This window comes from Kitasatospora sp. Xyl93, from assembly GCF_055383135.1.
The window spans coordinates 5,740,656-5,754,112 of the sequence record NZ_AP029185.1 but is presented as its reverse complement, the minus strand read 5'-3'; the positions used below and the strand labels follow the sequence as shown (position 1 = coordinate 5,754,112).

The window sequence follows — 13,457 nt, the reverse complement described above, 5'->3', positions numbered from 1 at the left end:
GCGGTTGCTGCCGAAGCAGACTGTGACCCTTTCCGAACGCGGAACACTCCGACCGCCCCCATCGGGGTTCCGTCCGCCACTCCCCGCAGGAGGCCTGGTGTCGGTCCTTCTTGAGCACCCCGCAAACGTGGTCGCCTACCGGCCGACCAAGCCCACCGCCATGGTGGTCATCGCCGATCCCCGCGTCCGAAACACCGTCACCCGCCACCTGTGGGCACTCGGTGTCCGGGACGTGATCGAGGTGTCCTCGATCGCCGAGGCCCGCCCCCGGGTCTCCACCCCTCGTGACATCTGTGTCGCCGACGTCCACCTCCCGGACGGCTCCGGGCTGACCATCCTCGCCGAGACCCGCGCCGCGGGCTGGCCCAACGGCCTGGCGCTGTCCGCCGCCGACGACATCGGCGCGGTCCGCAGCGCGCTGGCCGGCGGCGTCAAGGGATACGTGGTGACCGGCACCCGGACGAACGTCGCGATGACGGGCCGCCCGGGCCTGCCGCTCGGCGCCGCCGGGCTGGCCGGCCGGATGCGCCGCCCCGGGATGCCGGGCATGCCGGGCGCGGCCGGTGCTCCGGGCGCGCCCGGAGCCCCCGGAGCCCCCGGAGCGCCGGGCGCACAACAGGCCGCCTACCGCGAACTCTCCGGCCGCGAGGTCGAGGTGCTGCGACTGGTCGCCGAAGGGCAGTCCAACAAGGCGATCGGCGTGGCGATGGGCCTGTCGGCACTCACCGTCAAGAGCCACCTCGCCCGGATCGCCCGCAAGCTGGGCACCGGCGACCGCGCCGGCATGGTCGCGGTCGCGCTGCGCACCGGCATCATCCACTGAGCCGGACGCTCCGGACCGCTGCGGCGGCCGAGGAGGAACGTTTCCTCCTCGGCCGCCGCAGCGCTGTCCCCGGCGCCCGCGACACGCGGGCCGCACCGCCGGGACGGGCGGGCGTGCCCCCGGCCGAGTGGCAGTCTGACCAGTCCGACAACACTCCCGGCCGCGAGGACCGTCGTACCCTTGGGGGGTGACCGACGCCGTAGCAGCCATCCCAGAAGAAGCAGCCCCGGTCCCGCTCCTCGAGCCGAGGGAGGGGATCCCGCCCGTGGTGGCGGACGAGCAGGCGCTGGCCGATGTCGTCGCGGCCTTCGCCGCGGGCACCGGACCGGTGGCCGTCGACGCCGAACGGGCCTCCGGCTACCGCTACGGGCAGCGCGCCTACCTCATCCAGTTGCGCCGCGCGGGTTCCGGCTCCGCCCTGATCGACCCGATCGCCTGCCCGGACCTCAGCGCCCTCGGCAAGGCCGTCGAGGACGCCGAATGGGTGGTCCACGCGGCCTCCCAGGACCTGCCCTGCCTGGCCGAGGTCGGCATGAGACCCCGGCGGCTGTTCGACACCGAGCTGGCCGGGCGGATCGCCGGCTTCGCCCGGGTCGGCCTCGGGCCGATGACCGAGAACGTGCTCGGCCTGAGCCTGGCCAAGGAGCACTCCGCGGTCGACTGGTCCACCCGCCCGCTTCCCGAGCCGTGGCTGCGCTACGCCGCTCTGGACGTCGAGGTGCTGGTCGAGCTGCGCGACGCACTCGAACAGGAGCTGGACGCCCAGGGCAAGCTCGGCTGGGCGCTGGAGGAGTTCGCCGCGATCGCCGCCGCGCCCCGCCCGGCCCCGCGCACCGACCCGTGGCGCCGCACCTCGCAGCTGCACAAGATCCGCCGCCGCCGTCAGCTGGCCGTGGTGCGCGAGCTGTGGCTCGTCCGCGACCGGATGGCGCAGGACCGCGACGTCTCCCCCGGCCGGGTGCTCGCGGACGCCGCGATCGTCAACGCCGCGCTGGCCATGCCGCTGAACATCGCCGCCCTGCAGGCCGTCCAGGGCTTCGGCCCGCGGGTGCACCGGCGCCAGCTGGAGCAGTGGCTGGCGGCCGTGCAGCGCGCCCGGGAGATCCCGGAGAACCTGCTGCCGCCGGCCGCCGCGCCGCACGACGGACCGCCGCCGCCGCGGGCCTGGGCCGAGAAGGACCCGGTGGCCGCCGCCCGGCTGTCCGGCGCGCGCAGCGCGATCAGCGAGCTGGCCGAGCGGTACCACCTGCCGGCCGAGAACCTGATCACCCCGGACCTGGTCCGGCGGGTCTCCTGGCAGCCGCCGGCCGACCCGGGCCCGGAGGGCGTGGCCGCCGCGCTGCGCGGGCTCGGCGCCCGGCAGTGGCAGGTGGACCTGGTGGCGCCGGCGGTGGCCGCCGCGTTCGCCGCGGCCGCGGCCGCGACCCAGGACTGACCACCCGGGTCCGGCGCGGGGCCGCCGCGGTCCGGGCCGACCCGGCAGCAGCACGAAGGGGATGTCGTCCGTACGGGCGACATCCCCTTCGTCGTCCCTGCGAACGGCACTGCTGGTGGGACGGGGCGGGAACGTGTCCGGGGACACATGGTCGGATCCCTCCGAGGGGCCTGGGCAGGTTGGTTACCGGCGGGTAGCATGGCCGTGATGCGGCGCCGCTCGGGTCTTCGACGGCGGCAGCCCGCCCACCTCAAATGTTGGTCCCTGGGAGGAGAGCCCCCGTGCCTCGTACCGCGAGGGACGTCGTCTTCGTCGATGGCGTCCGCACCCCGTTCGGCAAGGCCGGCCCGAAGGGCATCTACCACGAGACGCGCGCCGACGACCTGGTCGTCAAGTGCATCCGGGAGCTCGTGCGCCGTAACCCGAACCTGCCCGTCGAGCGAATCGACGAGGTCGCCGTCGCGGCCACCACGCAGATCGGCGACCAGGGTCTGACCATCGGGCGCACCGCCGCCCTGCTGTCCGGCCTGCCGAAGTCCGTCCCCGGCTACGCGATCGACCGCATGTGCGCCGGCGCGCTGACCGCCGTGACCACCACCGCCGGCGGCATCGCCTTCGGCGCGTACGACGTGGTCGTGGCCGGCGGCGTCGAGCACATGGGCCGCCACCCGATGGGCGAGGGCGTCGACCCGAACCCGCGCTTCGTCTCCGAGAAGCTGGTCGACGAGTCCGCCCTGTTCATGGGCATGACCGCGGAGAACCTGCACGACCGCTTCCCGCACCTGACCAAGGAGCGCTGCGACGCCTACGCCGTGCGCTCGCAGGAGAAGGCCGCCAAGGCGTACGCCAACGGCGACATCCAGCCGGACCTGGTGCCGATCTCGATCCGCAACACCAACCCCGAGGTCGGCGAGACCGGCTGGGGCCTGGCCACCGTGGACGAGCCGCTGCGCCCGGGCACCACGATGGAGAGCCTGGCGGGCCTCAAGACCCCGTTCCGCCCGCACGGCAACATCACCGCGGGCAACTCGGCCGGTCTGAACGACGGTGCCACCGCCTCGCTGCTGGCGGCCGAGGACGTCGCCGAGGAGCTCGGCCTCCCGGTCAAGATGCGCCTGGTCTCCTTCGCCTTCGCGGGCGTCGAGCCCGAGGTCATGGGCATCGGCCCGGTGCCGGCCACCGAGAAGGCGCTGGCCAAGGCCGGTCTGACCATCGACGACATCGGCGCGTTCGAGGTCAACGAGGCCTTCGCCGTCCAGGTCCTGGCCTTCCTCGACCACTACGGCATCGCGGACGACGACGAGCGGGTCAACCCGTACGGCGGCGCGATCGCCTTCGGCCACCCGCTGGCCTCCTCCGGCGTGCGCCTGATGAACCAGCTGGCCCGCCGCTTCGAGCAGCGCCCGGACGTCCGCTACGGCCTCACCACGATGTGCATCGGCTTCGGCATGGGCGGCACCATCATCTGGGAGAACCCCCACTTCGAGGGTGGTAAGTGACGATGAGCAACACCACTGAGCTGCTCCAGCGCGGCGCCGAGCTGTTCCCGGGCGAGGTCGTCACGACCGCGCACGTCCGCCACCTGGACCTGCCGCTGCAGGCCGGCAGGCTGGCGCTGATCACCCTGGACAACGGCTTCGACCACACCAAGCCGACCACCTTCGGCCCGGGCTCGCTGCTCAAGCTGGACGAGGCGCTGGACCAGGTCGAGGCCGAGGCCGCCGAGGGCAGGATCGTCGGTGCGGCGATCACCGGCAAGCCGTTCATCTTCGCGGTCGGCGCCGACCTCAAGGGCGTCGAGGTGCTCCAGCAGCACGCGGACGCGCTGGCCATCGGCAAGGGCGGCCACGAGGTCTTCAAGCGGATCGCCGCGCTGCCCGTCCCCACCTTCGCCTTCTACAACGGCGCGGCGATGGGCGGCGGCGTCGAGGTCGGCCTGCACTGCGACTACCGCACGGTGTCGGCGGGCGTCCCGGCGTTCTCGCTGCCCGAGGTCTTCCTCGGCCTCGTCCCCGGCTGGGGCGGCTGCACCATCCTGCCGAACCTGATCGGTGCCGGTAAGGCCGTCAAGGTCATCGTCGAGAACTCGATGAACCAGAACAAGCAGCTCAAGGGCAAGGACGTGTTCGAGCTGGGGATCGCCGACGCGATCTTCGAGCCGGCCGACTTCCTGGAGCAGTCGCTGCTGTGGGCCGCCAAGGTCCTCAAGGGCGACCACGTCGTCGAGCGCGAGGCGATCGACCGCGGCAAGGCCTGGGACGACGCCGTCCTCTGGGGCCGCATGGTCGCCGACGGCAAGGTGCACGGCGCCGCCCCGGCCGCCTACAAGGCGCTGGACATCATCGCCGCCGCCAAGGACTTCGACCTCGCGGACAAGGCCGGCCTGCAGGCCGGCTTCGACGCCGAGGACGCGGCCCTGGCCGACCTCATCATGAGCGGCGAGCTGCGCAGCGGCATCTACGCCTTCAACCTGGTGCAGCGCCGGGCCAAGCGCCCGGTCGGCGCGCCGGACAAGTCGCTGGCCCGCCCGGTCACCAAGGTCGGCGTCGTCGGCGCCGGTCTGATGGCCTCCCAGCTGGCGCTGCTGTTCGCCCGCCGTCTGGAGGTGCCGGTGGTCCTCACCGACATCGACCAGGAGCGCGTCGACAAGGGCGTCGGCTACGTCCACGCCGAGATCGACAAGCTGCTCGGCAAGGGCCGGATCGGCAAGGACAAGGCCAACCGCCTCAAGGGCCTGGTCTCCGGCTCGCTGGACAAGGCCGCCGCCTTCGGCGACGCGGACTTCGTCATCGAGGCCGTGTTCGAGGAGATGGGCGTCAAGCAGGCCGTCTTCGCGGACCTGGAGGACGTCGTCTCGCCGACCTGTGTGCTGGCGACCAACACCTCCTCGCTGTCGGTCACCGAGATGGCCTCGAAGCTGATGCACCCCGAGCGGGTCGTCGGCTTCCACTTCTTCAACCCGGTCGCGATCCTGCCGCTGCTGGAGATCGTCCGCGGCGACTCGACCGACGACGCCTCGCTGGCCACCGCCTTCGCGGTGTCCAAGAAGCTGAAGAAGACCTCGGTCCTCTGCAAGGACCGCCCGGCGTTCGTGGTGAACCGGATCCTGACCCGCTTCATGGGCGAGATCCAGAGCATCATCGACGAGGGCACCCCGATCGCCGACGTCGAGAAGGCCGTCGAGCCGCTCGGCCTGCCGATGTCCCCGATCGTGCTGCTGGAGCTGGTCGGCCCGGCCATCGCCCTGCACGTCTCGGAGACCCTGCACGGCGCCTTCCCGGAGCGGTTCACCGTCTCGGAGAACCTCGCCAAGGTGGTCAAGGCCGGCAAGCGCGGCTTCTACACCTGGACGGACGGCCAGCAGGTCCTCGACCCCGAGGTGCTGGAGCTGCTGACCTTCGGCGACTCGGTGCTCACCGAGGAGCAGGTCCGCGCCCGCGCCCTGGACGCCGTCGCGCAGGAGATCGGTCTGATGCTGGAGGAGGGTGTCGTCGCCGAGGCGCAGGACATCGACCTCTGCATGATCACCGGTGCCGGCTGGCCCTTCCACCTGGGCGGGATCACCCCGTACCTGGACCGTGAGGGCGTCTCGGAGCGGGTGAACGGCAAGCGCTTCCTCGCCCCCGGCGTGGCCTCGGTGCCCGCGTAAGGCACACCCGCCCGTACACGGGAGAGCCCCGGTGACCGCATGGTCGCCGGGGCTCTCCCGTGTGTACGGAGCTGCCGCCAGGGTGCCCTGTGTACGAGCCGGATGTCTGTGTACGGAGCCGCCGAGCGGCGGGCGTGTACGGAGCGGTCGCCCGGCCGGCCGCGGACCGGGGTCTCAGTGCTTGAGGCGGTAGACCACGGTGTCGGCGAAGACGCCGACCATCTCGTAGTGGGTGTCCAGCAGGTTCTCGATCCGCGGGACCATCACCGGCTGGTACGGGGCGATGCCGGAGTCGTCGACCACGACCTCGGGCAGGCCGTTGGCCAGCTCCTTGTCGAAGGTCTGCCAGGCGTTGGCGACGCTGAACTGCTCGCCGACGTTCTGGTTGCCGTCCTTGCCGCCGCTGTAGTTGGTGAGGAAGCCGGCCGTCAGGTAGCGGGTGGCGGGCTTGCGGTCGGCCAGCCAGTACAGCTCGGGGTGCATCCCCCAGACCAGCAGGGTGTCCTTGGGAGTGGTCTGGGCGGCGATGGCGGTGGCGACCTCGGTGGTGCGGTTGAGCCGCTCCCCCGGCCAGGCCAGCGCCAGGCCCCAGAACACCGTCGCGGCGGCCGTGGTGTACACCAGGACGGGCTTCCAGCGGACCGCCGAGGTGGCGACCGCCCCGGTGCCCAGCAGCACCAGCGGCGGCATCAGCTGGAGGTAGTAGTGGCCGAAGAAGTGGAAGCCCACGCTGACCGCGACGACCGAGGAGAGCAGCCAGACCCACAGGTCGGTGGTCGAGCCGTGCTCCTCGCCGGCCACCGGCAGCGGGCGGTGGCGGCGCTTGAGCCAGAGCCGGCGCCCGACCGGGAGCAGGAAGCCCAGGCCGGCCCCGGCCAGGATGGCCGAGTTGCCGAGCGCCCGGCCGACCATCTGGAGCCAGGCGCCGCCGAAGGAGGCGTAGTCGCCGCTGCCGGTGACGACCCAGAAGAGGAAGCCCTTGGGCTTGGTGAGGATCACCGCGACCAGCGCTATCGGCAGGATGAAGCCGAACCCGATCTTGAACAGCGCGGGCGGCCAGCGCACCCCGCGCCGGCGGGTGTCCTGGAACAGCATCCAGAGCACCGGCAGCAGCACCGCGCCGCCGGTCTGCTTGGTCAGTGAGCACAGCGCGACCGCGATGCCCGCGGCCAGCCAGCGGCGCCGTTCGGCGTACCGGAAGGCGGCCACCATCGCGGGCAGCATGAAGACCTCGAAGGTCGCCGCCTGGGTGTCCTCCGGGGAGAGCCCGATGGAGACCAGCAGGTAGAGCAGCCCGGCCCCGGCGCCGGCCCGGTTGCCCCAGCGGCCGCGGGCGATCGAGGCCAGCAGGATCGCGGTGACCAGGTGGGCCACCACCGCCAGGGTGCGCAGCGGCCAGAGCGAGGCGGAGCCGAAGACCGCGAAGCAGGCCTGGTAGAGCCAGGGCAGCAGCGGCGGCTTGCGGTCCACCACGGTGTCGTACAGCACTCCGCCGTCCGCCAGCATCCGGGCCTGGGTGGCCAGGAAGCCCTCGTCCGGGCTCCAGACGGGCCGGGCGAAGGAGGGGATGTGGGTGAGCAGCGCGACCAGCGCGAGCACCGGCACCAGCCTGGTCCAGTACCCGGTGAGCACACGGGTACGGACGCGCTCGGGCAGGCGCTCGGCCAGTCCGGTGAGGCGGAGGCGGGTGGGGGTCGGCACGGGTGACAACCTACCGGGCGGGATCGGCGCCGGTGGCGCCGGTCCCGCCTTTCAGTGCGATTGTCAGCTTGTTTCGTGACGAACTGTTACGAAGTTACGACGAACAGTCGGCGGCGGAACGGGTGACCGGTCCGACACGAACGGACCGCCGGTCCCTTCGGCGTGCCCGGTGCGGGCCTTCCACCGGCGCTTTCGCCCGCCGTGTCCGTCAGGCCTCGACCGGCGCCGCGTCCAGCTTGGCGACCAGGGTCTCCACCTTCCGGGCGATGTCCGGCCCGTTCAGGCCGATCTCGGCCAGGATCTCGGCCCGGCTGGCGTGGTCCAGGAACTCCTGCGGGATTCCGAAGTCGCGCACCGGCAGGTCCACGTCCGCGTCCCGCAGCGCCTGCGCCACGGCCGCGCCGACGCCGCCCACCCGGCCGTTGTCCTCGATCGTGACGACCATCCGGTGCTCGGCGGCCAGGCCCGGCAGGGCCGGGTCCACCGGCTTGACCCAGCGCGGGTCCACCACGGTGGCGGTGATGCCCTGGGCGGCCAGCAGGTCGGCGACCTCCAGGCTGGTGGGGGCCATCGCGCCGACCGAGACGATCAGCACGTCGGCGCGGTGGGCGCCGGAGGGCTCCTCGGCGGCGCGCAGCACGTCCATGCCGCCGATCCGGCCGACCGCGGGGACGGCCGGGCCGACCGTGCCCTTGGAGTAGCGGACCACGGTCGGGGCGTCCTCGACCTCGACGGCCTCGCGCAGCAGCGCGCGGACCTGCTCGGCGTCGCGCGGGGCGGCCAGCCGCAGGGTCGGGATGATCTGCAGCATCGACATGTCCCACATGCCGTTGTGCGAGGCGCCGTCGTCGCCGGTGACCCCGGCCCGGTCCAGCACGAAGGTGACGCCCAGCTTGTGCAGGGCGACGTCCATCAGGACCTGGTCGAAGGCCCGGTTCAGGAACGTCGCGTAGACCGCGAAGACCGGGTGCAGGCCGTTGGTGGCCAGGCCGGCGGCGCTGGTGACGGCGTGCTGCTCGGCGATGCCGACGTCGAAGATGCGGTCCGGGAAGGCCTCGGCGAACGGGGCCAGGCCGACCGGGTGGAGCATGGCGGCGGTGATGCCGACGATGTCCTCGCGCTCGTGGCCGAGCGCGACCATCTCCTCGGCGAAGACCGAGGTCCAGCTCCTCCCGCCGCCGCTCTGGATCGGCAGGCCGGTCTCCGGGTGGATCTTGCCGACCGCGTGGAAGCGGTCCTCGTCGTTGTTCTCGGCGGCGTGGTAGCCGCGGCCCTTCTCGGTGAGGCAGTGCACGATCACCGGGCCGCCGAAGCCGCGCGCCTTGGTCAGCGCGGACTCCAGGGCGGTCAGGTCGTGGCCGTCGATCGGGCCGATGTACTTGAGGCCGAGGTCCTCGAACATGCCCTGCGGGGCGATGAAGTCCTTGAGGCCCTTCTTGGCGCCGTGCAGCGTCTCGAACAGCTGCTGGCCGACCACCGGGGTGCGCTGCAGCGCCTCCTTGCCCCAGGACAGGAAGCGCTCGTAGCCCTGGGTGGTGCGCAGGGTGGCGAGGTGGTTGGCCAGGCCGCCGATGGTCGGCGAGTACGAGCGCTCGTTGTCGTTGACGACGATGACGAGCGGGCGGTCCTTGGCGTCGGCGATGTTGTTGAGCGCCTCCCAGGCCATGCCGCCGGTGAGCGCGCCGTCGCCGATCACCGCGACGACCGGGTCGCTCTTGCCCAGCAGCTGGTTGGCCTTGGCCAGGCCGTCGGCGTACGAGAGCACCGTGGAGGCGTGCGAGTTCTCGATCACGTCGTGCTCGGACTCGGCGCGGGACGGGTAGCCGGACAGGCCGCCCTTCATCCGCAGCCGGGAGAAGTCCTGGCGGCCGGTGAGCAGCTTGTGGACGTAGCTCTGGTGGCCGGTGTCGAAGAGGATGCGGTCGCGCGGCGAGTCGAAGACCCGGTGCAGCGCGATGGTGAGCTCGACCACGCCGAGGTTGGGGCCGAGGTGTCCGCCCGTCTTGGAGACCTCGGTCACCAGGAAGGTCCGGATCTCCTGGGCCAGTGCGGCCAGCTGTCCGGGCGTGAGCCGGTCGAGATCGCGCGGTCCCCGAATGCGGGTCAGCAGGGCCACCCGTTCCTCCTCGTTCAGTGTTCGCGGACCACGGACGGTCCGACGGGCGTCGCTGCCCGGTCCGGCGGCAGGCCGACGGTCCCGGCCGGTGCCGACCGGTCGAGTCTAATGTCCGCCTGCCGGACACCGAGCGGCGCGCCCGGTGCCACGGTTCGGTTACCGCCATTCCGGGAGGTCGGGCCGGGGCGGCGGGTCACCCCGGATTGACGGACGGACGTTCGGGCTCGCTCATCCGGTCGGCGCGGCTGTTCGAGCGCGACCCCGGGCGGCCGCCTCGGCCGGCCGCGCCGCCGCCGGCCTCAGGCGCGGCCCAGCGCGCCGGACTCCCCCATCTCGCTCATCACCAGGGCCAGCGCGCCGAGCACCTCGGCCCGGCCGCCGAGGGTGCCGGGCACGACCGAGAGCTGCCGGGCGGCGCTCGGGATCGCGTAGCGGGCCACCGAGTCCCGGATCGGGGAGAGCACCAGCTCACCGGCCTCGGCGAGGTCCCCGCCGAGGATCACCCGGCGGGGGTTGAGCAGGTTGCACAGGGTCGCGACGCCGGTGCCGATCTGCCGGCCCGCGTCGGCGATCACCCGCCGGCAGCCGAGGTCGCCCTGGTGGGCCAGCTCGACCACCCGGGGCAGGCTGAGGTCCGGGCCGAGGGTGGAGACGAGCAGCGAGAGCAGGTAGCGGGAGCCGACGAAGGTCTCCAGGCAGCCGCGGTTGCCGCAGCGGCAGACCGGCCCGGCCTCGTCCAGGGTGATGTGCCCGATCTCACCCGCGGTGCCGCCCGGGCCGCGGTAGATCTGGCCGTTCACCACCAGCCCGGCGCCGACGCCGCTGGCGACCTTGATGTAGGCGAGGTCGCTCAGCCCGCGGCCCGCGCCCCAGACCAGCTCGCCGAGCGCGCCCAGGTTGGCGTCGTTGTCCACGTGCACCGGCATGCCGAGCCGCTCGGCCAGCTCCCGGCCCGGGGCGATGCCCGTCCAGCCGGGCAGGATCGCGGTGGAGCCGAGCGCGCCCGTCTCCACGTCGATCGGGCCGGGCACGCCGAGGCCGACGCCGATCACCTTGTCGGGGCGGAACCCGGCCTGCGCCAGCAGCCGCTCCACCATCGCCTCGGCGCGGTCGAAGCCCTGCTGGGCGGAGACGTCAACGTCGATCGGGGCGCTCTCCTCGGCCAGCACCCGGTGGGCCAGGTTGCCGACCGCGACGCGCAGGTGGGTGTGGCCGAAGTCGATGCCGACCACGATGCCGGCGTCCCCGCTGAGCGAGACGCTGCGGGCGCGGCGGCCGCCGGAGGAGGTGTCGGCGACCACGACGGTGCCGCTCTCCTTCAACTCCCGCACGATGTTGGAGACGGTGGCCGCGGACAGGCCGGTGCCGCGGGCGATCTCGGCCTGGGTCAGCGAGCCGGCCATCCGCACCGCGCGGAGCACCCGTTCCAGGTTCGCCCGGTGCAGCGAGGACTGCGAGCCCGGTGTGTCCGTCGACATGATCCACCCTCCCAGGGCGGGGACCCCTCCGCCGGGCGTCCCCTTCAACTCCTGAAGGGTACGGCCCGGGGGGCCGGACGGGGGCCCCGGTGGGAGCCGGCGGGCGCCCGGGGAGCGCGGACGGCGGGGCACCGGCGCGCGCCGTGGCGCGGGGCGCGGGCGTGGCGGCCCGGTGATCGGAGGGTGAAGGTGTTGCACGGCCTGGACCTGCGAGGACGGGGATCCGCGGTCCTGGCGGCGGCGCAAATCCGCACACCACTACCATGGTGCCCAATTCTCACCCGTCCCATCGGAGCCGTGGACGGCACCGGCAGGGGGACGCTTCCAGACATGACGGGGAATCAGATGGCAGGGGATCACCCTACGCCGGGGGCAGGCGAAACGCCCGGCAACGGTCCGCAGGACAACCGGGGCGTCTCGTTCGGGCGCCCGCCGGGCGGTGGTGTCGATCCGGCCGCCGTCGCGGACCAGATGACGCAGCTCGACGGCGCGGCCGTTCCGGGCCCGGCCGCACCCGCGGGCCCGCCGCCCGCCCAGCCGCCGGCACCGCCCGCGCAGCCGCCCGTCGGCAGCCCGGAGTACGCGGCGTACGCGCCGACCGCGACCGGGTTCCCCACCCAGGCCCCGCCGCCGCCCGGCGCCGCGCCGGTCGGCCCGTACGACCCGGTCCCCGGCGCCCCGTACGGCGCGCCGGACGCCGGGCAGGGCTACAACACCGGCGGCTACAACTACCAGCAGCAGCCCGGGTACGGCTACCCGGTCGCGCCCGTCGCGCCCAAGCAGCGCAACCCCGTGATGCTGTGGGGCGGGATCATCGGCGGCGTGCTGGCGATCTCGATCGTGATCGCCCTGGTCGTCCTGCTCAAGGACCCCGATCCCAAGCCCGACCCGGGCCCGGGCCCGGTCGCCACCGGCGGCACCGACAACGGCGGGACCACCGGCGGCCCCGGCCCCGGCACCAAGGGCGGCACCTTCACCGTCGCCTGGAGCGCACCCAAGCCGGCCACCTCGGACAGCTCCAGCCAGCTGCTCGGCGTCTGGGGCACCGACAAGCTCGCCGTGCGCGCCGACAGCTCCGGCATCAAGGCCTACAACCTGACCGACGGCAAGGAGGCCTGGACCATCCCCGTCCCGGCCGGCAGCAAGGAGATGTGCACCGCCTCGTACGGCGCCAACTCCAAGGGCATCGCCGCCGTCTCCTTCAACACCGGTGACAGCGACTGCTCCACCGTCGGCGCCGTCGACCTGGCGCAGGGCAAGCTGCTGTGGAGCGTCAAGGTCTCGGCCGACCGGATGTCCTCGCCGACCCTCAGCGTCACCGAGAACGTGGTCGCCGTCGGCGGCAACATGGTCGGTGCCCTGAGCATCGCCAACGGCCAGCCGGCCTGGCAGTACCAGCCCCGTGACAAGGACTGCATCCTGCGCGCCAAGGCGGCCGGCACCCAGATCGCGGTCAGCGACCGCTGCTACGGCACCAGCGGCCCGAAGTCGCAGCTGGTGATCGTCAACGCCGAGACCGGCAAGCCGGCCAGCACCCCGATCACCCTCACCGGCAGCATCGAGGAGGTCGACTCGGTCGTCCAGGACAAGCCGCTGGTGCTGCTGATGTCCAACGGTCCGCAGGGCGACTACGTCCTGCCGTTCGACAAGGACAACAAGCCGGGCAACCAGATGTCCGTCAAGGAGCCCGGTTCGGACAGCCTGCGGCTCTCCGGCCAGGACGAGGCCGTCACCCGCAACGTGGTCAGCGGCACCACGCTGTACGTCCAGGTCAGCGGCAGCAAGGCGGGCATCAACGCCTACGACCTGAACACCGGCAAGCGGCTGTGGGCGGCCAACTCCGGTTCGGCCAGCAACGACATGCGCCTGGTGGCCGGGACCGACAAGGAGGGCAAGGTCCGCGCCGTCGTCGACCAGGGCTACAACAAGCCGGCCCGCCTGGTGACGCTCTCGCCGACCGACGGCTCGCTGACCGACCTCGGCACCATGGCCATGCCGAGCAGCATGAGCATCGGCAGCAGCAGCACCGAGTACCTGATCTCGGACGACGGCGCCGCGGTCTACGCGTTCCGCCGCTACAGCGCCAGCGACGGTCCGCTGACCAAGTGGAAGAAGTGACGCCGGGGGCTTGCAGCCCCCGTCGTGGACCGACACGGTGAACCACCCGGGCGGGGTGGGCCGGGGCTGATCGCCCGGGCCCGCCCCGCCCGTGATTTTCCGGCCGCCCGGTCCGTTGGACGTGCGAGGATTCGGAC

General features: G+C 72.8%; 8 protein-coding genes. 5 read left to right on the top strand and 3 right to left on the bottom strand.

Annotation, left to right across the window (positions count from 1 at the left end):
• Positions 1-97: 97 nt before the first annotated feature.
• The 4 genes from ACZ5GH_RS25430 to ACZ5GH_RS25415 all read left to right on the top strand — a co-directional run bounded on the left by ACZ5GH_RS25430 (position 98) and on the right by ACZ5GH_RS25415 (position 5,907).
• Entirely contained in the window at positions 98-823 is a 726-nt protein-coding gene (locus ACZ5GH_RS25430; RefSeq protein WP_387757942.1) for a LuxR C-terminal-related transcriptional regulator, read from the top strand.
• A 187-nt stretch (positions 824-1,010) separates the two neighbouring features.
• Entirely contained in the window at positions 1,011-2,258 is a 1,248-nt protein-coding gene (locus ACZ5GH_RS25425; RefSeq protein WP_387757940.1) for a ribonuclease D, read from the top strand.
• Between the two features lie 281 nt (positions 2,259-2,539).
• Complete coding sequence (locus ACZ5GH_RS25420; RefSeq protein ID WP_387757939.1) at positions 2,540-3,757, top strand: thiolase family protein; 1,218 nt, start codon at positions 2,540-2,542, stop codon at positions 3,755-3,757.
• A 2-nt stretch (positions 3,758-3,759) separates the two neighbouring features.
• Entirely contained in the window at positions 3,760-5,907 is a 2,148-nt protein-coding gene (locus tag ACZ5GH_RS25415; protein WP_464335318.1) for a 3-hydroxyacyl-CoA dehydrogenase NAD-binding domain-containing protein, read from the top strand.
• A gap of 174 nt (positions 5,908-6,081) precedes the next feature.
• Here the strand turns inward: ACZ5GH_RS25415 and ACZ5GH_RS25410 are convergent, their stop codons facing one another.
• The 3 genes from ACZ5GH_RS25410 to ACZ5GH_RS25400 form a co-directional block, all read right to left on the bottom strand.
• Positions 6,082-7,608, bottom strand: a complete 1,527-nt coding sequence (locus ACZ5GH_RS25410; protein WP_387757936.1) for an ArnT family glycosyltransferase — start codon at positions 7,606-7,608, stop codon at positions 6,082-6,084.
• A gap of 208 nt (positions 7,609-7,816) precedes the next feature.
• Positions 7,817-9,724, bottom strand: coding sequence for a 1-deoxy-D-xylulose-5-phosphate synthase (gene dxs / locus ACZ5GH_RS25405; protein ID WP_464335317.1), 1,908 nt, complete (start codon positions 9,722-9,724; stop codon positions 7,817-7,819).
• Between the two features lie 299 nt (positions 9,725-10,023).
• Positions 10,024-11,202: an ROK family transcriptional regulator gene (locus ACZ5GH_RS25400; protein ID WP_387757932.1), complete on the bottom strand. Its 1,179-nt coding sequence runs from the start codon at positions 11,200-11,202 to the stop codon at positions 10,024-10,026.
• 471 nt (positions 11,203-11,673) lie between these two features.
• Between ACZ5GH_RS25400 and ACZ5GH_RS25395 the strand changes: the two genes are divergently transcribed.
• Positions 11,674-13,320: an outer membrane protein assembly factor BamB family protein gene (locus ACZ5GH_RS25395; protein ID WP_464335316.1), complete on the top strand. Its 1,647-nt coding sequence runs from the start codon at positions 11,674-11,676 to the stop codon at positions 13,318-13,320.
• The last annotated feature ends 137 nt before the right edge of the window (positions 13,321-13,457 follow it).